Annotated in this window: 25 protein-coding genes; 6 read left to right on the forward strand and 19 right to left on the reverse strand. The window is 74.4% G+C overall.

Translation table 11 applies throughout. The features are described from left to right. Window positions 1-29: 29 nt before the first annotated feature. The 12 genes from ABIH81_RS01140 to ABIH81_RS01195 all read right to left on the reverse strand — a co-directional run bounded on the left by ABIH81_RS01140 (window position 30) and on the right by ABIH81_RS01195 (window position 12,935). A complete protein-coding gene (locus ABIH81_RS01140) occupies window positions 30-2,243 on the reverse strand; it encodes an MMPL family transporter (protein WP_349878593.1) in 2,214 nt (737 codons plus the stop codon). 239 nt (window positions 2,244-2,482) lie between these two features. Beyond that, on the reverse strand, window positions 2,483-3,340 hold the full coding sequence (gene mutM, locus ABIH81_RS01145; RefSeq protein WP_349878595.1) for a bifunctional DNA-formamidopyrimidine glycosylase/DNA-(apurinic or apyrimidinic site) lyase: 858 nt from the start codon (window positions 3,338-3,340) through the stop codon (window positions 2,483-2,485). Continuing rightward, window positions 3,333-4,136, reverse strand: a complete 804-nt coding sequence (gene rnc, locus ABIH81_RS01150) for a ribonuclease III (protein WP_349878596.1) — start codon at window positions 4,134-4,136, stop codon at window positions 3,333-3,335. Before rnc ends, mutM begins: the two co-directional genes overlap by 8 nt. Further along, window positions 4,133-5,116 (reverse strand): phosphate acyltransferase PlsX, encoded by a 984-nt coding sequence (locus ABIH81_RS01155; RefSeq protein WP_349881269.1) that lies wholly within the window; start codon window positions 5,114-5,116, stop codon window positions 4,133-4,135. Before ABIH81_RS01155 ends, rnc begins: the two co-directional genes overlap by 4 nt. A 108-nt stretch (window positions 5,117-5,224) precedes the next feature. Beyond that, complete coding sequence (gene rpmF / locus ABIH81_RS01160) at window positions 5,225-5,398, reverse strand: 50S ribosomal protein L32 (protein ID WP_030500827.1); 174 nt, start codon at window positions 5,396-5,398, stop codon at window positions 5,225-5,227. Window positions 5,399-5,403: 5 nt separating this feature from the next. Next, window positions 5,404-5,967: a YceD family protein gene (locus tag ABIH81_RS01165; protein WP_349878599.1), complete on the reverse strand. Its 564-nt coding sequence runs from the start codon at window positions 5,965-5,967 to the stop codon at window positions 5,404-5,406. Between the two features lie 123 nt (window positions 5,968-6,090). Continuing rightward, complete coding sequence (locus ABIH81_RS01170; RefSeq protein ID WP_334459366.1) at window positions 6,091-6,588, reverse strand: hypothetical protein; 498 nt, start codon at window positions 6,586-6,588, stop codon at window positions 6,091-6,093. Between the two features lie 261 nt (window positions 6,589-6,849). Continuing rightward, entirely contained in the window at window positions 6,850-7,326 is a 477-nt protein-coding gene (coaD, locus tag ABIH81_RS01175; protein ID WP_128138481.1) for a pantetheine-phosphate adenylyltransferase, read from the reverse strand. Next, the gene (gene rsmD, locus ABIH81_RS01180) at window positions 7,323-7,886 is read right to left on the reverse strand and encodes a 16S rRNA (guanine(966)-N(2))-methyltransferase RsmD (protein ID WP_349878602.1); all 564 of its coding nucleotides are present in this window, start codon (window positions 7,884-7,886) and stop codon (window positions 7,323-7,325) included. The genes coaD and rsmD overlap by 4 nt, the downstream gene beginning before the upstream one ends. Before the next feature lie 231 nt (window positions 7,887-8,117). Next, on the reverse strand, window positions 8,118-9,053 hold the full coding sequence (locus tag ABIH81_RS01185; RefSeq protein WP_349878604.1) for a serine hydrolase domain-containing protein: 936 nt from the start codon (window positions 9,051-9,053) through the stop codon (window positions 8,118-8,120). A 76-nt stretch (window positions 9,054-9,129) separates the two neighbouring features. Then, window positions 9,130-11,331 (reverse strand): ATP-dependent DNA helicase RecG, encoded by a 2,202-nt coding sequence (gene recG, locus ABIH81_RS01190; protein ID WP_349878606.1) that lies wholly within the window; start codon window positions 11,329-11,331, stop codon window positions 9,130-9,132. Beyond that, the gene (locus ABIH81_RS01195) at window positions 11,328-12,935 is read right to left on the reverse strand and encodes a DAK2 domain-containing protein (protein WP_349878607.1); all 1,608 of its coding nucleotides are present in this window, start codon (window positions 12,933-12,935) and stop codon (window positions 11,328-11,330) included. Before ABIH81_RS01195 ends, recG begins: the two co-directional genes overlap by 4 nt. Window positions 12,936-13,145: 210 nt before the next feature. On the opposite strand from ABIH81_RS01195, the gene rpmB reads away from it, so the two are divergent. Continuing rightward, window positions 13,146-13,337: a 50S ribosomal protein L28 gene (gene rpmB, locus ABIH81_RS01200; RefSeq protein ID WP_013284551.1), complete on the forward strand. Its 192-nt coding sequence runs from the start codon at window positions 13,146-13,148 to the stop codon at window positions 13,335-13,337. A gap of 208 nt (window positions 13,338-13,545) precedes the next feature. Further along, window positions 13,546-14,802 carry an ATP-grasp domain-containing protein gene (locus tag ABIH81_RS01205; RefSeq protein WP_349878610.1) on the forward strand — a complete coding sequence of 419 codons (1,257 nt, stop codon included), beginning with the start codon at window positions 13,546-13,548 and terminating at the stop codon, window positions 14,800-14,802. Here the strand turns inward: ABIH81_RS01205 and ABIH81_RS01210 are convergent. Both ABIH81_RS01210 and ABIH81_RS01215 read right to left on the reverse strand, forming a co-directional pair. Continuing rightward, a complete protein-coding gene (locus ABIH81_RS01210) occupies window positions 14,799-15,266 on the reverse strand; it encodes a GNAT family N-acetyltransferase (RefSeq protein ID WP_349878612.1) in 468 nt (155 codons plus the stop codon). The genes ABIH81_RS01205 and ABIH81_RS01210 overlap by 4 nt on opposite strands. Before the next feature lie 174 nt (window positions 15,267-15,440). Next, window positions 15,441-16,391 carry a thiamine-phosphate kinase gene (locus tag ABIH81_RS01215; protein ID WP_349878613.1) on the reverse strand — a complete coding sequence of 317 codons (951 nt, stop codon included), beginning with the start codon at window positions 16,389-16,391 and terminating at the stop codon, window positions 15,441-15,443. Window positions 16,392-16,554: 163 nt separating this feature from the next. Here ABIH81_RS01215 and ABIH81_RS01220 point away from each other — a divergent pair, with 163 nt between their 5' ends. Both ABIH81_RS01220 and ABIH81_RS01225 read left to right on the forward strand, forming a co-directional pair. After that, window positions 16,555-16,788 carry an Lrp/AsnC ligand binding domain-containing protein gene (locus ABIH81_RS01220; RefSeq protein WP_013284547.1) on the forward strand — a complete coding sequence of 78 codons (234 nt, stop codon included), beginning with the start codon at window positions 16,555-16,557 and terminating at the stop codon, window positions 16,786-16,788. After that, window positions 16,789-17,376 (forward strand): DUF3515 family protein, encoded by a 588-nt coding sequence (locus tag ABIH81_RS01225; RefSeq protein ID WP_349878615.1) that lies wholly within the window; start codon window positions 16,789-16,791, stop codon window positions 17,374-17,376. A gap of 43 nt (window positions 17,377-17,419) precedes the next feature. Here the strand turns inward: ABIH81_RS01225 and ABIH81_RS01230 are convergent, their stop codons facing one another. Both ABIH81_RS01230 and ABIH81_RS01235 read right to left on the reverse strand, forming a co-directional pair. Beyond that, window positions 17,420-18,523, reverse strand: coding sequence for a D-alanine--D-alanine ligase family protein (locus ABIH81_RS01230; RefSeq protein ID WP_349878617.1), 1,104 nt, complete (start codon window positions 18,521-18,523; stop codon window positions 17,420-17,422). A gap of 166 nt (window positions 18,524-18,689) precedes the next feature. Further along, entirely contained in the window at window positions 18,690-18,914 is a 225-nt protein-coding gene (locus ABIH81_RS01235; protein ID WP_216932463.1) for a hypothetical protein, read from the reverse strand. 236 nt (window positions 18,915-19,150) lie between these two features. On the opposite strand from ABIH81_RS01235, the gene ABIH81_RS01240 reads away from it, so the two are divergent. Both ABIH81_RS01240 and ABIH81_RS01245 read left to right on the forward strand, forming a co-directional pair. Beyond that, window positions 19,151-19,996 (forward strand): helix-turn-helix transcriptional regulator, encoded by an 846-nt coding sequence (locus ABIH81_RS01240; protein WP_349878619.1) that lies wholly within the window; start codon window positions 19,151-19,153, stop codon window positions 19,994-19,996. Between the two features lie 4 nt (window positions 19,997-20,000). Then, a complete protein-coding gene (locus tag ABIH81_RS01245) occupies window positions 20,001-20,201 on the forward strand; it encodes a DUF397 domain-containing protein (RefSeq protein WP_349878621.1) in 201 nt (66 codons plus the stop codon). 21 nt (window positions 20,202-20,222) lie between these two features. Here the strand turns inward: ABIH81_RS01245 and ABIH81_RS01250 are convergent, their stop codons facing one another. The 3 genes from ABIH81_RS01250 to ABIH81_RS01260 all read right to left on the reverse strand — a co-directional run bounded on the left by ABIH81_RS01250 (window position 20,223) and on the right by ABIH81_RS01260 (window position 23,440). After that, on the reverse strand, window positions 20,223-21,272 hold the full coding sequence (locus ABIH81_RS01250; RefSeq protein ID WP_349878623.1) for an ROK family protein: 1,050 nt from the start codon (window positions 21,270-21,272) through the stop codon (window positions 20,223-20,225). A gap of 85 nt (window positions 21,273-21,357) precedes the next feature. Then, complete coding sequence (locus ABIH81_RS01255) at window positions 21,358-22,149, reverse strand: putative protein N(5)-glutamine methyltransferase (protein ID WP_349878625.1); 792 nt, start codon at window positions 22,147-22,149, stop codon at window positions 21,358-21,360. 172 nt (window positions 22,150-22,321) lie between these two features. After that, window positions 22,322-23,440 carry a cystathionine gamma-lyase gene (locus ABIH81_RS01260; RefSeq protein WP_349878626.1) on the reverse strand — a complete coding sequence of 373 codons (1,119 nt, stop codon included), beginning with the start codon at window positions 23,438-23,440 and terminating at the stop codon, window positions 22,322-22,324. Between the last annotated feature and the right edge of the window lie 9 nt (window positions 23,441-23,449).

The raw sequence follows: 23,449 nt of genomic DNA on the forward strand, positions 1-23,449 counted from the left end.
ACCGAGCCCCGGGGCGGGTCCGCTCGGGATCAGCGGACGCCGACCAGCTCCGGTGCCGGGGCGGGCGGCGGCTCGACCGCCGGGACGGGCCGCCGACGGCGCATGAAGCGTGGCGCCCACCAGTTCGCGTCACCGAGCAGCGTCATCACCGATGGCAGCACGACCGCGCGGATGATCGTGGCGTCCAGCAGGATCGCCGCCGCCAGGCCGATGCCGAGCTGCTTGAAGTCGATCATGCTGAGCGTGGCGAAGATGGAGAACACCGCCACCATCACCACCGCCGCGCTGGTCACCACCCCGGCCGAGGAGGTGATGCCGTGCGCCACCGCCTCCCGGTTGGGCATCCCCCGGTCGACCGCCTCGCGGATCCGGCTCACCACGAAGACGTGGTAGTCCATCGACAGTCCGAACAGCACCACGAACAGGAACAGCGGCAGCCAGGTGACGATCGCGTCCATCGAGGTGAAGCCGAGCAGCCCCTCCGCCCAGTCGCTCTGGAAGACCAGCACCAGCAGCCCGTACGCGGCACCGGCGGAGAGCAGGTTCAGCACGATCGAGGTCAGCGCCACCACCACCGACCGGAACGTCCACGCCATCACCAGGAACGTCAGCGCCAGCACGAACGCCGCGACGATCGGCAGCTTCGCCCAGATGTGGGCGGCGTAGTCCTCGCTGGCGGCCACGCCGCCACCGACCGCGTACTCCACGCCCGGGATGCCGCCGAGCGTGGCCGGGACCAGGTCCTCGCGCAGCTCGTGCAGCGACCGGTTCGCCTCGTCGGAGCGGCTGGCGTGCGGCGTGGCCACCTCCAGCACCGACACCCGCCGGTCCGCCGACACCCGGATCTCCGGGCCGTCCCCCTCGGCCGGCGCGAAGAGCGGGTCGGCGGCGGTACGGCCGGCCAGGTCGGTGAGCGCGGCCCGCACCCGGTCGGCCTGCTCGGCGGGCGCCCGCACGGCGACGGTGTGGCTGGTGCCGTTGCTCGGGAAGGCCGCGGTGAGCCGGTCGTACGCCTGCATGGCCGCCGTGGTGCGGGGCACGTCCTCCGGGCCGGGGAACTTCAGCTTCATACCGAGCGCGGGCGCGGCGAGCGCGAGCAGCAGCGCTACCGAGATCAGCAGCGTCGCCACCGGCGCGCGCAGCGCCGGCTTGAGCACCGCCGGCCAGAACCGGGGCCGGGCGGACTGACCGTTGCGCGGCGCGGTGAGGCGCCACAGCAGCGGCACACGCGGCCGGTCCACCCAGCGGCCCAGCTTCGCCAGCAGCGCCGGCAGCACGGTCAGCGAGCCGATCACGGCGACCGCCACCACCAGGATGGAGCCGACCGCCAGCGAGGAGAAGATCGCGTCCTGGGCGAGCAGCAGGCCGCCCATCGAGATGATCACGGCGGTGCCGGAGACCACCACGGCGTGCCCGGAGGTCTCCGCCGCGATCTCCACCGCGTCCAGGCCGGACCGGCCCTTGGCCCGTTCCTCCCGTTCCCGCCGCACGTAGAACAGCGAGTAGTCCACGCCGACCGCCATGCCGATCAGCAGGATGACGCTGGCGGTGGTGTCGGTGGCCGGCACCAGGTGCGAGGCGAGTGTGGAGAGTCCCATCGCGGCGGCCACCGAGGAGAGCGCCAGCAGCACCGGCACCCCGGCGGCGATCAGCGCGCCGAACGCGATGATCAGGATGGCCAGCGTCACCGGCAGGCTGAGCAGCTCGGCGCGCTTGAAGTCCTTGCCGAGCGTGTCGTCGAGCGCCTTGTCGATCGACGGGCCGCCGACCTGCTCCACCCGCAGTTGCGGGTGCGCGTCCTGCACCTTCGCGGTGGTGTCCCGCAGCGGCTGCACCCGGTCCCCGGCGGTGCCCGGGTCGCCCGACATGGTGATCGGCAGCAGCAGCGCGCTGCCGTCGCGCGACGGCATCGGCGTACCGATCGAGGCCACGCCGTCGACCTGCCGCAGCCGGTCCGCCGCGTCCTGCGCGGCGGCCTTCGCGGCGGCCTGGTCGAGCGAGCCCGAGCGGGCGGTGATCAGCACGTTCTCGGTCGCCGGCTGGTCGAACCCGCCACTGTCGACGATCAGCTGTGCCTGTCCGAACTCGCCGATCGCCTGATCCTCGTCGGTGGCCTCGTTCAGCCCGGCGGCGCTGCCGCCGACGAAACACACCGCCACGAAGACCACCCACAACGCGATCGCGCGCCACGGATGCTCCGCACTCCACCGTGCCAGCCGCACGGTCACCGGTCGCCTGCCCATGTCCCGCGTTCCACCCTCCTGATGCCGGCCCTGTGCCGACCCCAGATGACGCTAGGCAGCAGGCGGGGCCCCGACATCGGGGAACGGCCCCCGCTCGTCCCCGATCCGGGCGGCGAGGTCCGCGCAGCCGGTTCCGGCCGCGCGGACCGGGCGGAAAAGGGCATCTCCGGGTACGCTCCGGCGCGTCCCCGGGGACCGTCTGGCGATGCACACCGGCGCAACCCCGAACCGGCTCGGGGTCATCCCCGGAGGGTGCCCCGGGGCCGCGGCTGGCATCGCGGGCAACTGTAGGAGGACCGGTTCATGAACGCCTCGCGCCGGATCGGGGCGCCGCAGCGCGGGCAGGGCTCCCCCTCCCGGCCGTACGCGTTGAGCGACCGGTCGAAGTAGCCGCTCTCGCCGTTGACGTTGACGTACAGCTCGTCGAAGCTGGTGCCGCCCTGCTTGATCGCCTCGGCGAGCACGTCCCGGACGTGCCCGAGCAGCCGCAGCGCGGCCGGACGGGTCAGCGCGTCGGCCGGGCGGGCGCCGTGCAGCCTCGCCCGCCACAGTGCCTCGTCGGCGTAGATGTTGCCCACCCCGGAGATCAGCGTCTGGTCGAGCAGCGCGCGTTTGATCTCCGTACGCTTGCGCCGCAGCGCCGCCACGAACGCCTCGTCGGAGAACTCCGGGTCCATCGGATCGCGGGCGATGTGGGCGATCTCGGCGGGCAGCTCCGCCCCGCCGGCCGACACGGACAGCCCGCCGAACGTGCGCTGGTCGACGAAACGCAGCTCCGGCCCGTCGTCGGCGAACCGGAACCGGACGCGCAGGTGCAGTTCGTCGGCCGCGCCGACCGGCTGCAACAGCAGCTGGCCGGACATGCCGAGGTGGCCGATCACCGCGTCGCCGCTGTCCAGCGGCAGCCAGAGGTACTTGCCCCGGCGGTGCACGCCGGTGATCGTCCGGCCCGCGAGCACGTCGGCGAAGTGCGCGCCGCCGGGCGCGTGCCGGCGTACCGCCCTCGGGTGGCGTACCTCGACGGCGGCGATCCGCCGGCCGATCACCCACTGGGCGAGTCCCAGCCGGACGGTCTCGACCTCGGGCAGCTCAGGCACGGCCGGCGCCCGCCTCGACATCCGTCGTGTCGTCCTGCGGGCTCGTCCCGTCCTGGTCCTGGTCCTGCGCCGCCGCCTCCGCCTCGGCCTGCTCGGTGAGCGTGCGCCAGGCCGACTCGGCCGCGCGCTGCTCGGCCTCCTTCTTGCTGCGCCCCTCCGCGCCGCCGTACCGGTTGCCGGCCACCACCACCCAGGCGGTGAACGTCTTGAGGTGGTCCGGCCCGGTGCCCTCGATCCGGTACTCGGGCACGCCGAGCCCGAGCGCGGCGGTCAGCTCCTGGAGGCTGGTCTTCCAGTCCAGCGCCGCGCCCCGGCCCGCCGACTCGGCCATCAGCGGGTCGAACAGCCGGTGGATGACGATGGCCGCCGTGTCCAGGCCGTACTGGAGGTAGATCGCGCCCAGCAGCGCCTCCAGCGTGTCGGCCAGGATGCTCGCCTTGTCCCGTCCGCCGGTGGCCTCCTCGCCCTTGCCGAGCAGCAGGTACGCGCCGAGCCCGTCCGGGCCCAGGCCACGCGCCACGTCGGCGAGCGCCCGCATGTTGACCACGCTGGCGCGCAGCTTCGCCAGCTGCCCCTCGGGCAGGTCGGGGTGGTTGTGGAACAGCGCTGTGGTGATCACCACGCCGAGGACCGAGTCGCCCAGGAACTCCAGCCGCTCGTTCGTGGGCAGGCCGCCGTTCTCGTACGCGTACGAGCGGTGGGTCAGCGCGCGCTCCAGCAGTTCCGGGTCGAGCGACACCCCGAAGGCCGCCTCCAGGTGGCCGACGGGAGCACGCCGCCGCTTGTCGTTGGTCATGGTGCTACCTCGGTGTCGTTTCGGTCGGGTGCGAGATCGTGCGGGATGTCGGCGAGCAGGGCGCGGACCGTCCCGGCGGCGTCACGGCGCCACAGGTGGGCCGCGAGCGCGATGCCGGAGGCGACGTCCTCGGGGCCGGCCGCGCCGTGGCACACGACCACGGTGCCGCCCACCCCGAGCAGGGCCGCGGCACGCGGGGCGCCGCCGCGTGACGGTGGGCCGCCGGCCATGGCGTACGCGCCCTCGATGGCCTTCAGCAGGACGTTTCCGGTGAAGCCGTCGGTCACCACGACGTCGGCGCGGGTGCCGAGCGAGATGTCGTACCCCTCGACCAGGCCGACGTAGCGGCTGTCGCAGGGCAGCGGCGCGGCGGCGAGCGCGGGTGCGGCGATCCGGCGCAGCCGGTCGCCCTTGCCCGTCTCGAGGCCGACGGAGAGCAACCCGACGCGGGGTGCGGTGACGGCGTGGGCCACGGCCGCGTAGGCGGCGCCGAGGAGGGCGTGCCGGGCCAGCGTGGCCGGGCCGGGTTCGAGCGTGCCGCCGACGTCCAGCAGCACCACCGGCCCCTCGACGGCGGGCAGCGTGGCGGCGAGCGCGGGCCGGCGTATCCCGGTCCAGCGGCCGAGGCCGAGCGCGGCGGCGGTGACGGTGGCGCCGGTCGAGCCGGCGGAGACGATCGCGTCGGCGAGTCCGTCGCGGACGGCCTGCACGGCGGTGCGTACCGTGCTCTCGCCGCGGGCGGCGGTGGGATGGTCGGCCATGCCGACGGCGGTCCGCACCGGGCGGACCGTGACCCGGGCGCGCTGAGCCGGGTCGAGCGCACCGATCAGCTCGTCGGCCACCTCGATCGGGCCGACGAGCAGCAGGTGCAGGGCGGGATCAGTGCGTACCGCTCGCAGAGCGCCGTCAACCACGACGGCGGGAGCATCGTCCCCGCCGAGGAGGTCGACGGCGATCCGCGCGGTGCCCGGCTCCGACAGTCCGCCGGCCGGAGACCGGTCGGCGGCGGCGGGAGCCGGGGCACCGGGCGAGAGCCTTGGTGCGCGCGTCACCCGACCGGTGGTCGGGGACGTCACTCGGCGGCCGGGTCAGACCTCGAGGACCTGACGGCCGTTGTAGGTGCCGCAGACGGAGCAGGCGGCGTGCGGCAGCTTGGCCGACTTGCACTGCGGGCAGGCCACGGTCGCCACCGCCGAGGCCTTCCAGTTCGCCCGGCGGGCGCGGGTGTTGCTGCGCGACATCTTGCGCTTGGGGACGGCCACGGTTCTTACTCCTCTGTACGGGTCAGTTGCGTCAGGCTCGCCCAACGCGGGTCGACCTGCTGATGGCTGTGGTCGGCCGGCAGATCGTCCCAGTGCACCCCGCAGTCGGGGCACAGGCCTGGGCAGTCCTCCCGGCAGAGCGGGTTCGTCGGCAGCGCCAGCACCACCGCGTCCCGCAACGCCGGCTCCAGGTCGATCAGATCGCCCTGCATCCGGCCCACCTCGTCCTCTTCGGTCGTGTCGTCCGTGGTGCTGTTCTCGTACGCGTACAGCTCCTGGATCGTCACGGCCAACGAGTCGTCGATCTCGCGCAGGCAGCGGCCGCACTCGCCCTTGACGGGACCGGTGACGGTCCCGGAGACGAGCACGCCCTCGGACACCGACTCCAACCTCAGGTCGAGGTCGAGGTCCGCGCCCTCCGGCACGCTGATCAACTCCACGCCGAGGTCCGCCGGTGCCGGCACGACCCGCTTGTGCGTACGCAACGCGCCAGGTCGGCGCGGCAGTTCCCTCGTGTCGAGGACCAGCGGCGACCTGGGGTCGAGTGTGCTTGGCGAGTGTTTGGGCATAGTCAGACTCCGGCCGTTGAGAGGCCGACAAAGAAGGTTACCTGCCAGGTGGGCGGACCGTCGAACCGGGGCTCACCTCCGGCTCGACGGCAGCCGGCTGTCGGCGACCGGCTCGCGCGCCGCTCAGAAGGGTAGCGGGCGGTCCGCCTCGTCTCCGGCGAAGGTGCCGATCTCGCGCAGCGCGTGCATCTTGTCCCGGCCGCGCTCTATCGAGGCCAGCGCCCGGGTGAGGAACTGCTCGAAGTTCGCCAGCGCGGTGTCGACGTAGTCGTCCACCTCCTCGCGGAGGCGCTGCGCCTCAGCCCGCGCCTCGGCGATGATCCGCGCGCCCTCGTGCTCGGCCGAGACGGTGATCTCGTTGACCGAAACCAGCCGGGCGTGTTCCGCCTCACCCTCGCTGATGATCCGGTCGGCCTCACGCTTGCCGGCCTCCATGATCTTGTCCCGCTCCTCCAGCAGCGCGGCGGCCCGGCGCAGGTCCGCGGGAAGCTCCGCGCGCAGCTCGTCGAGCGTGGCGATCATCTCGCCCCGGTCGACCATGCAGTTGTTGCGCGACATCGGGACGGAGCGGGCCTGCTCCACCATGGCGATCAGTTCGTCGATGCGATCGAGCGGGTCCACCGGTACCTCACTCCTGTCTTCGTCGGCCGCCCTCCATCATGCGGCCTGCGCCCCGTCTCGGCGCTGCAGACATCATGTCGCGCCCGAGCCACAAGCACCCCACCCGCCCCACCCGGCGCGTCGCCCTCCCCCGCGCCCTCCCTCACCCCTCTCCCCGGCGATCTTGCACTTGCGGCCCCGCACTCGTCCCTTGCGGGAGGAATGTCCGGGCCGGAAGTGCAAGATCGCGGGGCCGAGCCAGGGCGGGGACGGGGGCGGGGGTCAGGGGCGGAGGCGGGCGGAGAGCTGGGCTCGGACCAGGTCGGGGACGTGGGCGGAGATGTCGCCGCCCCACTTCGCCACGTCCTTGATCAGGCTGGACGAGATGAACGAGTAGAGCGGGTTGGTCGGCATGAACAGCGTCTCCACGCCGGCCAGGCCGATGTTCATCTGGGCCATCTGCAGCTCGTAGTCGAAGTCGCTCACCGCACGCAGGCCCTTGATCAGCACACTCGCCTGCTGGGCGCGGCAGAAGTCGACGAGCAGGCCGCGGAACGACTCCACCCGGACGTTGTCGTACGAGGCGGTCACCTCGCGGAGCATGGCGATCCGCTCCTCGACGGTGAACAGGCCCTGCTTGGACTGGTTGACCAGCACTCCGACGATCACCTCGTCGAACAGCCGGCTGGCCCGGCCGATGATGTCGAGGTGTCCGTTGGTGACCGGGTCGAACGAGCCCGGGCAGACCGCACGTCTCATGATCGGCGACCGTACCAAAGTGTGGTCTCGCCGTAACGTCTGCTGCGCTCCGGAGTGACACCTTCCACCCACGTGACCGGTCCGGTACGGCTGGACCGCTCGACGATCACCAGGGCGTCCGGGGCGAGCCAGCCGCCGTCCACCAGCGCCGCCAGCATCGCGGTGATCTCGGCGTCCGGCACCGCGTACGGCGGATCGGCGAAGACCACGTCGTACGGCCCGTCGGTGGGCCCGGCCGCGAGCACGCCGGCGACCTTGCCGGTGACCAGGCGCGCGGCCGGCGCGGCCCGGAGCGCGGCGATGTTCTCCCGGATCACCCGGGCGGCCCGCGCGTCGGACTCGACGAGCAGGACATGGGCCGCGCCCCGGGACAGCGCCTCCAGCCCGACCGCGCCGGAACCGGCGTACAGGTCGGCGAAGCGCGCCCCGTCCAGGTCGACGTGGGAGTGCACGGCACTGAACAGCGCCTCGCGGACCCGGTCGGAGGTGGGCCGGGTGCCGGCGCCGGGCGGCGCGGCGATCCGCCGGCCGCCGAGCGTGCCGGCCACGATCCGGGTCACCGTCGCTCCCTGCGCATGCCCCGACGCTACGCGACGCCGCGAGGCGTGGACGAAGTACCCGGCGCGACGATCCGTGACTCGACGTACATCAATGATCTCAGATGCATAACGGACCGAGGGCGCGTCCGGCCACCCGGCCGGCGCGCCCTCGCCGTGCCCGCGGCGCCACCGCGCACCCGCACCCCGCACCCACCCCGCCGCGCGGGCGCGGCCTCGGCCGGCGCGGGCAGGTCAGACGGCGTCGAGCACCGACGTGACAGCCGCCGGGTTCACCTCGGCCTGGTTCGCCAGCAGGACGAGCCGCTCGTCCGAGTCGGGCAGCCAGGCGGCGAACGCCTTGTAGCCGCCGTTGTCCCCCGAGTGGTGCACCGCCCGCCGGCCGGCCAGCGGGCCGACGAAGAAGCCGTAGCCGTACGCCTCACCGGGCCGCCCGGTGGGCGCGTGCGGTGCGGTCGTCGCCGCCACCGAGGCTGGTGTGAGCAGCCGGCCCCGGCGCGGTACGTCCAGCCAGGTCAACAGGTCCGCAGCGGTGCACCAGACGTCACCCGCACCCATGCTGACCGTCGCCAGGTCCCAGGACGGCACCGGACGGCCGCCCTCGTGCCCGGCCGCCACGTCCGGCCGGCCGTCGCCCGCACCGGCGAAGCTGCCCGTCATGCCCAGCGGCGCGAAGACCTCCTCGGCGAGGAACTCGGCGTACGGCCGCCCGGCCGCCCGCTCGACGGTCCGGGCCAGCAGCACGTAGCCGGGGCTGCTGTAGTGCCACCCGGCCCCGGGCCGGAACAGCGGCGGCAGCGCGGCGAACCGGCCGAGCAGTTCGTCCGGCTCGGCCGGTCCGTGCAGGTCGACCGCCGGGTACTCCTCCCAGTGGCCCAGGCCGGAGGTGTGGGTGAGCAGGTGGTGCAGCGTGATGCCGGACCACTCCGGCGGCGGCGTGCCGGGCAGCCACCGGGTGACGGGGTCGGTCAGGCGCAGCACGCCGCGTTCGGCGAGCAGCAGCACCGCCACGGCCGCCATCTGCTTGCTGATCGAGGCGATCTGGAAGCGGGTGGCCGAGGTGCACGGCCGGCCGGACGTCTCGTCGGCCGCTCCGGCGACCCGGTCCACAAGCAGTTCGTCACCTCGGGCCAGCAGCAGCACACCGCGTTCGAGGAATGGTGTCGACATCTGCGCGAGCCTAGGCACGCGACGTCCGTGCCGCAGTCCCGCGAAGCCGCAGCGGAGCGCCGGCCGGTCCCGCGCGTCAGCCCTTCTCCAGGTATTCGGCGCGCTCCTCGTCGACGAGCGCGGCGACCGACGCCGCCAGCGCCGGATGCCGGGCCAGCTCCGGATCCTCCTCGACCAGTTCGGTCGCCTCGGCCCGCGCGTCGCGGATCAGCTCGGTGTCGCGCAGCAACGACAGCAGCCGCAGGTGCGAGCGCCGGCCGGACTGGGTCGCGCCCAGCACGTCGCCCTCCCGGCGCTGTTCCAGGTCGAGTTCGGCGAGCTTGAAGCCGTCGGTGGTGGAGGCGACCGCGTCCAGCCGCTCCCGCGCGGAGGAGCCCTCGGCCGCCTCGGTGACCAGCAGGCACAGACCGGCGGCCGAGCCCCGGCCCACCCGGCCGCGCAGCTGGTGGAGCTGGGAGACACCGAACCGGTCGGCGTCGAGCACGATCATCACTGTCGCGTTGGGCACGTTCACGCCGACCTCGACCACAGTGGTAGCGACCAGCACGTCCAGCTCGCCGTCGGCGAACGCGCGCATCACCGCGTCCTTCTCGTCGGCCGGCAGCCGCCCGTGCAGCACCCCGATCCGCAGCCCGTGCAGCGGGCCCTCGGCCAGCAGCGGGGCCACCTCGGTCACCGCCAGCGGCGGGCGGCGGCCGTTGTCGTCCTCCCGCGGCGCCTCCTCGTCCGACACCGGCCCTTCTCCGATCCGCGGGCACACCACGTACGCCTGGTGGCCCTTCGCGACCTCCTCGCGCAACCGGCGCCAGGCCCGGTCGAGGAAGGCCGGCTTCTCGGCGGCCGGGACCACGTGCGACGCGATCGGCGAGCGGCCCTGCGGAAGCTGGGACAGCGTGGAGGTCTCCAGGTCGCCGTAGACGGTCATGGCCACGGTGCGCGGGATCGGAGTGGCGGTCATCACCAGCACGTGCGGCGGCCGCTCGGCCTTGGCGCGCAGCGCGTCGCGCTGCTCCACGCCGAAGCGGTGCTGCTCGTCCACCACCACCAGGCCGAGGTCGTGGAAGTCGACGCCCTCGTAGAGCAGGGCGTGCGTGCCGAGCACGATGCCGGCGCGACCCTCGGCCACCTCGGCCAGTGCCCGGCGCCGGGCCGCCGCGCCGAGCGAGCCGGTGATCAGCTCCACCCGCGTGGCGTCGTCGGCGGCGCCCAGCTCGCCGGCCCGGCCGAGCGGGCCGAGCAGGTCGAGGATGCCCCGGTGGTGCTGGGCGGCGAGCACCTCGGTCGGGGCCAGCAGCGCGGCCTGCCCACCGGCGTCGACCACCTGGAGCATGGCGCGCAGCGCCACCACCGTCTTGCCGGAACCCACCTCGCCCTGGAGCAGCCGGTGCATCGGGTGCGCCCGGTCCAGGTCGGCGGCGATCTCCCGCCCGACGACCTGCTGGCCGGAGGTCAGCTCGTACGGCAGCCGGGCGTCGAACGCGTCCAGCAGGCCGCCCGCCTTCGCCGGCCGGGCCCGCCCCGGTGACGCCGCCGCCCGGTGCTTGCGCTGCACCAGCGTGAGCTGCACGGCGAACGCCTCGTCCCACTTCAGCCGGCGGCGGGCCCGGTAGAGCGCCTCCTTGCTGGTCGGACGGTGGATCTCGCGCAGCGCGGTGCCGATGTCGATCAGGTTGCGGGTGGCCCGCACGGTGGCCGGCAGCGGATCCTCCGGCGGGGTGAACGTGTCGAGCACGACGCGGACGCAGCGGGCGATCACCCAGGTCGGCACCGCCGCCGCGGCCGGGTAGACCGGGATCAGCGCCCCGGCGAACTCCTCGACCTCCTCGTTGGCCGCCGCCTCGCCCTCGCCGCCCTCGCCGAGCAGGACGTACTCCGGGCCGTTGAGCTGGCGTTTGCCCCGGAACTCGGTCACCTTGCCGGCGAACAGCCCCCACCGGCCGGGCCGCAGCTCCCGTTCCCGCCACGCCTGGTTGCCGAAGAACGTGCAGGTGAGCACGCCGCCGGAACCGTCACCGACGGTCACCTCCAGCAGGTTGCCGCGCCGCTGGCGCATCGGGCGGACCGCGGTGCGCTGCACCTGGGCCAGCACGGTGACCTGCTCCCCCACGTCGAGCGAGCGGATGTCGGTGTGCTCGCCGCGCTCGTCGTACCGGCGCGGGAAGTGGTAGATCAGGTCACCGGCGGTGTGCAGGTCGAGATGCCCGGCCAGCGCCTTCGCGGTGCGCTCGCCGACCAGCTTCTTCAGCGGCGTGTCCACGGTGGCCGCTTCGCTCGTCATTCGACCCCCACCAGGAGCGGATAGTGCGGTTGCCCGCCCTCGTACGCCTGCACCTCGACGAACGGCCAGGCCCCCTCGACGTGCGCGCGGACCCGGTCGGCCAGCCCGGCCGGCGCGTCCGCGCCGCACAGCAGCGTGACCAGTTCGCCGCCACCGCCGAGCATCCGGTCCACCACTGCGGTGCAGGTGTCGACCAGATCCTGCCCGATCAGGTGCACCTCGCCCTCGACCAGGGCCAGCACGTCACCCGGGCGGGCCGGGCCGGCGACGGTGAGCGCCTCGCGGGCGGCGTGGCACACCTCGGCGTACCGGCAGGCGCCGGCCGCCTCGGCCATCGCGATCACGTCGTCCTCGAACCGTCGCTTCGGATCGCGTACGGCCAGCGCCGCGAGCGCCTGCACCGGCGAGCGGGTCGGCACCACGCTCACCTTCACGCCGAGGCCGTGCGCCTCCTTGGCCGCCGCGCTCGCCACCGACTGGGTGTTCGGGTCGTTCGGCAGCACCACCACCCGGGCGGCGCCGGTGGCCCGGATCGCGTCCAGCAGCTCACCCGTGGACGGGTTGGCGGGCACCACCACGGCGCCCTCGGCGGCGAACAGCTCCGCGATGCCCGCGCCGGTGGCCACCACCACGGCGGCCCGCCCCTCGGGCAGCGGCGCCTGCGGTGCCGGGGCACCCTGGTCGGCGAAGCGGGTCACGCTGATCCGGTGCGGGCGACCGGCGACCACGCCCGCCTCGACCGCCGCCCCGATGTCGTTGACGTGCACGTGCACGTTCCAGGTGCCGGCGCCGTCGCCGACGATCGCCAGGGAGTCGCCGAGCGCGTCCAGCTCGGCGCGCAGCCGGGTCACCGCCTCGTCGGTGGCGTCGAGCAGGTACTGCACCTCGTAGGCGTACGCGTCGGAGCCGCTCTCCCGCACGGCGGTGACCGACGCGCGGCGGGCGGGTGGCGCGGGCGCCGGCTGCGCCGGGCTCTCGCCGGTGATCACCTCGACCAGCGCGTCCAGCAGCAGGCACAGGCCCCGCCCGCCGGCGTCGACCACGCCCGCGCGGGCCAGCTCCGGCAACTGCTCGGGGGTACGCGCCAGCGCGTGCGCCGCCGCCTCGGCCGCGGCCCGGGCCACGGCGCGCAGGTCGTCGCTGTCCGCCCGGCGGGCCGCGTGTGCCGCGGCGGCGACCACGCTCAGCAGCGTGCCCTCGACCGGCCGGGCGACTGCGGCGTAGGCGGCGGTGGTGGCGTCGGCCAGCGCGTCGGCGAGCTGCCGCCCGCGCACCGCGGGCACGGCGGCGAGCGTGTCGGCGAGACCGCGCAGGATCTGCGAGAGGATCACGCCGGAGTTGCCGCGCGCCCCCAGCAGCGCGCCCCGGGCCATCAGCCGCAGCGCGTGCCCGTGCGGGGTGTGCCCGTCGTCGGGGAGCGTGCCGAGGTCCATGGCCAGGGCCTGCTGGGCCGAGGTGAGCGTGAGCACCAGGTTGGTGCCGGTGTCACCGTCGGGCACGGGGTAGACGTTCAGGTCGTCGATCTCGCCCTGGTGGGTCCGGAGGGCGGTCAGCCCGCTCGCGCACCAGCGGCGTACCGCTGCGGCGTCGAGGGTCTCCAGCACGTCGGGAAGCCTACTGGCGCACACCGACACGCGCCGGGGTCGTCCGCCGCGTGTCCGCCCCGGCCGACGGCCCGGCCGGGACGCCGGTACGCTGGGTGGGCTCGCGAAAGGGCCGGTTGGGCGGACCGACTGTCATCGGGTAACCTGACCAGGTTGCCCGGGCAGCGCCTGGCGGCGACCTCATGAACGTTTCAATCCCAGGAGTATCCCGTGGCTAGCGTGTGCGACGTCTGTGGCAAGGGGCCGGGCTTCGGCCACAACGTGTCCCACTCGCACCGGCGGACCAACCGCCGCTGGAACCCGAACATCCAGTCGGTGCGTACCCCGGCCGGTGGTGGCACCACCAAGAAGTTGCAGGTCTGCACCTCGTGCATCAAGGCCGGCAAGGTCACCCGCGCCTGACGCGGTAGCGCCACCGGAACATCGTCGGTCGCCGGCGGATCCCTTCGGGGTCCGCCGGCTTCTGTCGTGTCCGGCGGCCCGGGCGCCGAATCCACCGACCCGCCCCCGCACCCCTGACCGACCGTACGGCGACCGGCTGGTACCGGCCGGTTAGGGTGCTGCTGCGCCGGCCGTCCGGTTCCGGCGCGAGCCGTGGGGAGGGTGACCGGTGGACCTCGATCTGGGTCGCGAGCAACTGGTGGTGGTGGGCGCGTCGTTCGGCTCGCTGAGCTGGTTCGACCAGGAGCTGCCGCCCGGCAGCGTGGTGCTGGTCGAGGAGCCGGACGTGATCGCCCGCCGCGACCTGACCCGGTTCGCCGAGCGGCTGCCGATGATCGGGCGCCTCGTCGCCGCCGAGTACCAGACCGGCTTCGACCCCGACGCCCTGCTCGCCCGCGAGCCCGGCCTCGCCGACGCCCGGCTGGTCCTGCCCGGCCTGGAGTACGCGGTCGGCGCCACCGCCCGGCTCGCCGAACGGCTCGGTCTGCCGGGTGCCGGGGTGGAGGCCGCCGACGTCTTCTCCGACAAGCACCGGATGCGGCTGCTCGCCGACCGGATCGGGCTGGCCAACCCGGCCTACGAGCTGGTCGACGACCCGGCGCGGGCGGTGGAGTTCGCGGAGGCGCACGGCGGCCGGTGCGTGCTCAAGCCGACCCGCCGCTCGGGCAGCCTGGGCGTGCAGCTGATCACCGACCCGGCCGAGGTGCCGGCCCGCTGGGCGGCGAGCGCCGCCCCGCCCGACCCGGCCGAGGCCACCGAGCGCGGCCTGCCCACCGGTGTCCTGGTCGAGGAACTGCTCGTCGGCTCCGAGCACAGCGTCGAGCTGCTGGTCGCGGACGGCGAGGTGATCTTCGCCAACGTCACCGACAAGCGGATCGCCGGTGGCCGCTACCCGGTCGAGACCGGCCACACAGTGCCGTCCGCGCTGCCCGCCGCCGCGCACGACGCGCTGCGCGCCGCCGCGGTACGTCTCGCCGGGGCGGCCGGCTTCCGCAGCGGCATGCTGCACAGCGAGTGGATCCTCGCCGACGGCGTGCCGACGCTGGTGGAGTGCGCGGCCCGGATGCCCGGCGACATGATCACCGCGCTCATCTCGATCGCCTACGAACGGGACGTCATCGAGGCGTACCTGCGGATCCTGCGCGGCGAACGGCCGGCGCTGCCTGCGCGGGCGACCGGCGCGGCGGCGATCGAGTTCCTGATCGCCCCGCCCGGCCGGGTCACGGCCGTGGACGGCAGGCGCGACGCGCTGCGCGTGCCGGGCGTGCTCGACGTGCAGGTGGAGACGAAGGTCGGGCAGACCGTGCCGGAGTTGCTCTCCTCGGCGCACCGCAGCGGGCACCTGATGGCCTGGGGCGCGACCCCGGACGAGGCCGCGAATGCCGCGCGCCGCGCCGCGAGCGAGATCCGGATCTCCGTCGGCTAGAGCGTGCGGCCGTACGACAGGCAGCCCGGGGCGTCCTTGTAGAAGCCGAAGTTCGGGATCCGCTCGTATCCGGCCGAGGTGTACATGGCGATCGCCTCGGGCTGCTTGTCGCCGCACTCCAGCACGATCCGCTTGCGGCCGTGGTCGCGGGCGGACCGCTCGACCGCGGCGAGCACCGAGCGGGCCACGCCCCGGCCCCGGGCCGCCGGGTCGGTGTACATCCGCTTCAGCTCGGCCGTGTCGCCGTCCTCGCCGTGGCTGCGCCACCCGCCGCAGCCCACCGGCCGCCCGTCGAGGTAGGCGACGAGGAACGTGCCGTCCGGCGGGGTGAACTCGGCCGCGTCGACCGGGGTCTCGTCGCCGCTGCCGCCGTACCGGGCGCCCAGGTCGGCCAGCGCCGCCCGGATCAGCGCCTGCGACTCGGGCGCGTCGAAGCGCCGCTCCCGGATCTCGATCTCGCTCACCGTGCCAGGTTACGACCGCCGCCGCCCCCGGCCCGGCCCGGCGGCCCGGGGTCGGACGCAGATCACTCCGGCGTCCGGCGGCGGTGCCGGCTATTCCGCCGTCCGCCGGCGGTGCAGGCTATTCCGGCGTCCGTCGGCGGTGCAGGCTATTCCGGCGTCCGCCGGCGGTGCAGGCTATTCCGCCGTCCGGCGGAAGTGGTCCCAGCCGCGCGGGCCGCTGTAGGCGGCGCCGTCGACGGTGACCCCGGCGCCGGCCGCCACCCGCCCGACCGGCCGCCAGCCGTCCGGGAGCGCGGCGTCCCCCGGGAACGTCGCCGCCAGCGCGTGGTCCTCGCCGCCGGCCAGGATCCAGGTGTACGGGTCGACGCCGAGCGCCTGCGCCGCGTCCCGCATCTGCCGGGGCACCTCGAACGCGTCCCGGCTCAGGTCGATCGCCACACCGCTGGCGGTCGCCACGTGCCCGAGGTCGGCCAGCAGCCCGTCCGACACGTCGATCATGGCGGTGGCCCCGGCCTCGGCGGCAGCGGGTCCGGCGGCGTACGGCACCTCGGGGCGGCGGAACGCCTCGACCAGCAGCCGGGGCGTGCGGAAACCCCGGGACAGCACGGTGTAGCCGGCCGCCGCCCAGCCGGTACGCCCGGCCAGCGCCACCACGTCGCCGGGGCGGGCGCCGGAACGGACCACCGGGGCGCGGCCGGCCAGGTCGCCGAGCGCTGTCACCGCGATGGTGAGCGTCGGACTGCCGGACATGTCCCCGCCGACCACGCTCGCGCCGACGAGCGCCGCCTCCGCGCCCAGCCCGTCGGCCAGTTCCTCGGCCCACGCCGGGTCCAGCTCGGCCGGCATGCAGAGCGCGACGAGCAGCGCGGTCGGGTTGGCGCCCATCGCGGCGATGTCGGCGAGGTTCGCCGCCGCCGCCCGGTGCCCCACGTCCCGCGCCGCCGACCAGTCCCGGCGGAAGTGCCGGCCCTCCACCAGCACGTCGGTCGAGGCGACCACCCGCCGGTCCGGCGCCGCCACCACCGCGCCGTCGTCGCCGGGGCCGAGCAGGCAGCTCTGTCCCTGCGCCAGCCGGGCGGTCACCCGGTCGATCAGGCCGAACTCACCGACATCAGTGACCGTCATTCCGTCCCCTCGCTCCGCTGCGTCGTTCCGCACGTCCCACCCCTGTCCGTACCGGCGTGTGCTCGCTCACCGCGTCCGACCGGCAACCGATAGGGATCACTGCCGGTCAGTACGGTAGTTTCACCCTTCGGGTCGCCCGGAGGCGACGGACGGAGGTCGAGTCGTGGTACAGGCGTACATCCTCATCCAGACCGAGGTCGGCCGGGCGCGTGACGTGGCCGGTCTGATCGCGGACCTGGCCGGCGTGGTACGGGTCGACGCCGTCACCGGGCCGTACGACGTGGTCGTGCTCACCGAGGCGAACACCGTCGACGAGCTCGGCAAACTCATCGTCAGCAAGGTGCAGATGGTGCCCGGCATCACCCGCACCCTCACGTGTTCGGTGGTGCGGCTGTAAGTGGACGAGAAGGACACCTCCCCCCGCCGGGACGGCGCCACCCGCCGTGCCGCGCTCTGGGCGACGCTCGTCGCGGTGCCGGTGACCGTGGCGGTGGCCGGCTTCACGTTCGCCAAGCTGGCCCCGGAGTCGCCGGACGCCGAGCCGAGCGCGTCGGCGAGTCCCCGGGTGCAGTCCAGCGCGCCGGTCGAGATGCCCGCCCCGGCGCTGGCCGAGCGCCCGACCGTACTCTGCCGCGCCCTGATGTCGCAGCTCCCGGACAGCGTGCGTGACCTGCCGCAGCGCCCGGTCACCGCGGGCCCGGAGCAGAACGCCGCGTACGGCGACCCGGCGCTGACGGTGGCCTGCGGCGGAAGCCCGGCGCAGTTCCCGCCCACCGACGAGGTGTGGACGGTCAACAAGGTCTGCTGGCACGCGGCCGAGGAGGCCGGCGGCACGGTGCTGACCACGGTCGACCGGGAGACCCCGATCCGGGTCCGGGTGCCGAAGTCGTACGAGCCGCCGCTCCAGTGGGTGACCTCGATCTCCGACACGATCGTCAGCTCCGTCCCCTCGGCGAAGCAGCCCCCCTCGGGCTGCTCCGCCTGACGCCCGGCCGGCCGGTCAGCGGCCGGCGCGGCGGTGCAGGCGGTCAGCGGCCGGCGCGGCGGTGCAGTGCGGTACGGATCAGCCGGTTGACCAGCTTCGGGTACTCCAGCCCGCTGGCCGACCACATGCGCGGGAACATCGACGTCGGGGTGAAGCCCGGCATCGTGTTGATCTCGTTGAGGTAGACGTCCATCTGCGGGGTGACGAAGAAGTCGACCCGGGCGAGGCCGGAGCAGTCGAGCGCGGTGAAGGCACGGGTGGCGTAGTCGCGCACCTGCCGGGCCACCGGCTCGGGCAGGTCGGCCGGTACGTCGTACTCGCAGACCTCGTCGGCGAAGATGTACTTGGCCTCGAAGTCGTACCAGTCGCGGTCGCCGATCATCCGCACCTCGGCGAGCACTGAGGCCTCCGGCGCGCCGCCGGCCTCGCCTTCCAGCACGCCGCACTCGATCTCGCGGCCGGCCACCGCGCCCTCGACGAGCACCTTGCTGTCGATCTCGCGCGCGGTGACGAGCGCGGCGTCCAGGTCCGCCCAGTCGTCGACCTTGGTGATGCCGAACGAGGAGCCGGCCCGGGACGGCTTGACGAACACGGGCAGCCCGAGGCGCTCCTTGTCCTCCTCGCTCAGTGACATCCCGGCGCGCAGCACCGCGTACGGGCCGACCGGGATGCCCTCGGCGGCGCAGAGCTTCTTGGTGAACTCCTTGTCCATGGCCGCGGCGGAGGCGAAGACGTTCGCCCCGACGTAGGGGATGTCGGCCATCTCCAGCATCCCCTGGATGGTGCCGTCCTCGCCGTACGCGCCGTGCAGCACCGGGAAGACCACGTCCACGTCGGCGAGCGCGACCGGCCCCTGGGTCGGGTCGAGCACCATCAGGCCACCCGCGGCGGGATCGGCGCGCAGCACCAGCTCGGCGCCGGACCCGGCGGTGATCTCCGGCAGTTTCCGGTCGGTGATGGCGAGCCCGCTCGGGTCGCCGCTGGCGAGGACCCACTGGCCCTGCCGGGTGATGCCGACCGGGACCACCTCGAACTCGTCCGGGTCGAGCGCGGCCAGCACGCTGCCGGCGCTGACACAGGAGATGCCGTGCTCGGGGCTGCGGCCGCCGAAGACGATCGCCACACGGGTCTTGCCTGGGGTGGTCATGGTCACCTCATCGTTCGCGACTGCGGCTGGCCGTGCTCGCCGGTGGCGCTCACCCGACTGACCTTACTGTGCGTTGCCGCAAGCGGTGGTGGTTACCCGGGGAGACACGGAGTCGCGTGGCAAACGGTCAAGGTGACATCTACAGGGAGTAACGGAACGAGATCCCTCAGAAGGCCGGGTGCCGGGGCCGGCGGCCGACCGCGATGACCTTCACCCGTTGCCGGCCGGCCCGCACCATGCCCAGCGCCATGAACGCGCCGGCGATCCGGTCGGCCGCCTCCCGGCTGCTCGCGCCGACCACCTGACGGCGGCGTTCCGGGCTGGTCCGTTCGTCACGCCGGGTGCCGTCCGGTGGACGCACGTCGGTCAGGACCACCAGGAACCTGGTCACCGCTGGACCCCTCCCCGTCTCGTGGAACCGGCAGGGGCACGCGGCGGTCGGATCGTGGGGGAGTGAAGAATCCGACCACCGCGCGCCCCATCCCCTCCGGTCGCTCACCACCACCGTCGCCACGACAACCGGCGGTGAGGACGCCGTCACACGTTGACAGGTTCACCGGCGTGAATGCAACTCTCATCGGCTTTCTCTCATGCCCGGTTTCCCGCGGGATGTGCGACCATCGATGCATGGCGCCGAAGACCGCCCGGGCCCGACGGCTCGGCATCGCCCTGCGGACCCACCGGGAGGCCGCCGGCCTCACCCTGGAGACCGCGGCCGACGAGATCAACAGCACCCGGAGCACGTTGTCCCGCTACGAGAACGCGCAGACGCTCGTCAGTCCCGCCACCGTGCGCGCGCTGCTGATCAGCTACGGCGTGGGCCCGGCCGACATCGCCGCGGCGGTGCAGCTCGCGAAGGACGCCCGCAAGCCGGGCTGGTGGGTGTCCTATTCGTACCTGCTGGACCAGCGCACCATCGACTTCATCGCGCTGGAGGCCGAGGCCACCGGCATCGCGAACTTCGAGCCGTCGGTGGTGCCCGGTCTGCTCCAGACCGCCGACTACATCCGCGGGGTGATGCGCGGCGGGCCGCACACGCTCACCGACGAGCAGGTGGAGCAGCGGGTCCAGCTCCGGCTGGACCGCCAGCAGCGGCTCTCCGGCGCCGAGCCGCCGATCCTCGACGCCATCATCGACGAGGGCGCGCTGCTGCGCCCGGTCGGTGACCGCTCGGTCATGTCCGGCCAGCTCCAGCACCTGCTGAAGATGGCCGAGCTGCCGAACGTCACGGTGCAGGTGATCCCGCTCGCCGCCGGCTACCACCGGGGCACCCGGGGATCGCTGCACATCCTGGAGTTCGCCGACCCGGAGGATCCGATCATCGCCTCGGTGGAGACCGTCGCCGGGCAGATGGTCCTCGACCGGCCGGGTGACCTGCGGACCTGCGCCAAGATCATGGAGCACCTGCGGACCGTGGCGCTGAGCCCGGCGGCCAGTCGGGACCAGCTCCTCCGCCTGCTGAACGAGAGGTGACCAGATGAACGGCACGAACCGCACGAACCCCGCACCGGCCGGCTGGCGCAAGAGCAGCCACAGCGGCGACGAGGGCGCGTGCGTGGAGATGGCGCCGCTGCCCGGCGCGGTGGCGGTCCGCGACTCCAAGGATCCGGCCGGCCCGGTGCTGGTGTTCCCGCCGCACGCCTGGGCCGCGTTCACCGCCGCGCCGCCGCGCGCCTGAGCGACTCGTCAGGCGGCGGCGTCAGCCGAGTGGGGCGGCGGCCGTGACGGCACCGCGTACCGCCTCCAGCGCCGCGATGGCCACCCCCCGCGCCCCGGCCATGTCCCGGTCCGGCACCAGCGCGAAGGTGGCCACCGCCCGCTGCTCCTCCCGCAGCACCGTGTGCTCGGCGACGGCGGCGAGGAACCAGTCCCGGAACTCCGGCGCCGCCTCCACCACACCCCCGCCGACGAAGTACGCGTGCGGGTCGGTGAAGTTGGCCGCGATGGTGAACAGCCGGCCCAGCGCCTTGGCCTGCTGGGTGAACACCAGGCGGGCCAGCGGGTCACCGCGTTCGCCGTAGCCGCGCAGCAGCTTCGCCGCCCGGTCCGGCTCCTCCGCCGCGAGCGGATGCTCCGGATGCCGGGCCAGCCAGTACGGCAGCAGGTTGCGCCGGATCCCGGTGAGCGAGGCGACGCTCTCCGCGTCCCCGGTGAAGCCGCAGGCGCAGACCGGCGCCGCCTGGTCCGGCTCGACCAGCCCGTCCAGCGGGATGTGCACGTGCCCGAACTCACCGGCCATGCCGGCCGCGCCGCCGACCACCCGGCCGGACTCCACCACGCCCCCGCCGAGCCCGGTGCCGACGATCGCGGACACCGACGACCGCGCCATCGCCGCGGCGCCGAAGTGCACGTGGTGGGCGTAGAGCGCGGCGGCGTTGCCGTCGTTGGCGTACACCACCGGCAGGCCCAGCCGCCGCTCCAGCGCGGTACGCACGTCGAAGCCCCGCCAGGCGGGCTGGGAGAAGTTCGTCGAGCCACGGGACGAGATCACGCCGGTGGCGCTGGCCGGGCCGGGCGTGTCCAGCCCGACCGCGCGGACCAGGTCACGCGGCACCCCGGTGTGGGCCAGGACGCCGTCGAACGCCCGCGCCAGCGCCTCCACCGCCGCCTCCGGCCCGGCGCCGACGTCGCTCGGGATCTCCAGCAGCCCGTCCACCAGGAACCGGCCGTCGACGGTCAGCACCGTGGCGTTGTCGCTCGTGCCCCCGTTGTCCAGCCCCACCACCACCGGCACACCTGCGCTGCCCACCGCCACCGCCTCCCGCCGCGCCTGACCCGAGGCTAGTTCCCGCCCGGCCCACCCGCCACGCCCCCCGAGGACTCCCCCGCCCCGGTCAGCCGGGGCGGCGGGCGGTCACCGCCGTGGCCTCCCGTTCCTCGTCGCGTACCACCGCCGGGTCCAGCCCGGCGGCGGTGAACACGCCGCACAGTTCCGGGGCCTGCGCGGCGCTCGCCTCGACCACGACGTGCCCGCCCGGTGCGAGCCACTCGGCCGCGCCGGAGGCGACCCGGCGCAGCACGGCCAGGCCGTCCGCGCCGCCGTCCAGCGCGACCGGCGCCTCGTACAGGCGCGCCTCGGCCGGCAGCGAGGCCACCGCAGCGGTCGGCACGTACGGCGCGTTCGCCACCACCAGGTCCAGCTCTCCGCGCCGCCCGGCCGGCAACGCGTCGAACAGGTCGCCCTGATAGACCGGGACGCCGAGCGGTTCGAGGTTGCGCCGGGCACAGGCCACCGCCACCGGGTCGATGTCGGCGGCGACCAGCCAGCGGGGCGCCAGCCGCTCGTGCAGCACCACGGCGGCGGCGCCGGAGCCGCAGCACAGGTCGAGCACCGCCGGCGCCTGCCCGGCCAGCGCCGTCGCCGTGTCGACGAGCAGTGCGGTCCGGCCGCGCGGCACGAAGACCCCCGGGTGTACGGCGATCCGCCGGCCGCAGAACTCGGCCCAGCCGAGCAGGTGCTCCAGCGGCAGGCCGGCGACGCGACGGTCGACCAGCCGGGTCAGCGCCTGCGCCGAGTCGGCGGCGGCGATCAGCAGTTCCGCCTCGTCCTCGGCGAAGACGCAACCGGCGGCGCGCAGCCGCCGCACGAGGGCCGGACGGTCGGGGGTGAACACGGTGGATGCCATGGCAAGCCTTTCGGGAAGCGCTCGTCGGCGCCCCCGGCGTCGCCTCAGCCCCGAAGCGACGCGGACTCGGAGGGAGCGCCGGTCCTCTGCTGGTGGATCGGACTCACCTCCTCGGGTCGGGGCCGCACGGGCCGTGGCTGCCCGTCACCTTAGCCCAGCGGCCGATACGCCGTCAGCCCGCCGCGTCGAGCGCCGCCGTCACGTCGGCGAGCAGGTCGGCGGTGTCCTCGACGCCGCAGGAGAACCGCACGAAGCCCGGCGACGTGTCGTCGCCCCACTGGGCCCGCCGGTCGGCTGTGGTGTGCAGGCCGCCGAACGAGGTGGCGGCGGCCACCAGGCGGGAGGCGCCGAGGAACCGGGCCACCCGGCGCTCGTCACCCAGGTCGAACGAGAGCACCCCCGGTACGCGCCGCATCTGGGCCGACGCGACCGGATACGCCGGATCGTCCGGCCGTCCGGGCCAGCGCAGGCCGGTGACGTCGGGGCGGCCCGCGAGCAGGTCGGCCAGCGCCCGCGCGTTCGCGGTCTGCCGGGCCAGCCGCAGGTCGAGCGTGGCCAGCGACCGGTGGGCCAGCCAGCAGTCGAACGCGCCGGGCACGCCGCCGGTGGTGTTGCGCCAGGTGGTCGCCGCGTCCCGCAGCCCGGCGTCGCGGGTGGCCAGGTAGCCCAGCAACAGGTCGGAGTGGCCGGTCAGCGCCTTGGTGCCGGAGGCGACCACCACGTCCGCGCCGAGGTCGAGCGGGCGCTGCCCGAGCGGCGTGGCGGTGGTGTTGTCCACCGCCACCAGCGCTCCGGCGGCGTGCGCGGCGGCGGCCACCGCCCGGACGTCGGCGACGTCCAGGCCGGGGTTCGCCGGGGTCTCCAGCAGCACCAGCCGGACGCCCTCGAACGACGGGTACGGCCCGGCCGTCGGCACGAGCACCACGCGTACCCCGAGCTGCTCCAGCGCGCCGGAGGCGAACGAGCGCACCGAGTAGTAGCCGTCGGCGGGCAGCAGCACGGTGTCGCCGGGGCGCAGCACGGTCAGCAGCAGCCCGGTGATGGCGGCCTGGCCGCTGGCGAAGACCCGGCAGTCGCCGCCCTCCAGCTCCCCGATCGCCGACTCCAGCAGCCGCCGGGTGGGGTTGTCGGGCCGTCCGTACCCGTTCACCGCCGCCGACGGGCCGCGCTCCGGGTCCAGGTGGTACGGCGCGGCGAAGACCGGGCCGGGCAGCAACGGCTGTCCCGGTACGGCGTCCGGCAGGCCCGCGTGCACGCTGCGCGTGCCGTCACCCCAGTGCTCGTTCGTCATCCCGGTTCC

It is taken from the genome of Micromonospora sp. HUAS YX12, from assembly GCF_040215685.1.
In the GTDB taxonomy this organism is placed as follows: domain Bacteria; phylum Actinomycetota; class Actinomycetes; order Mycobacteriales; family Micromonosporaceae; genus Micromonospora; species Micromonospora tulbaghiae.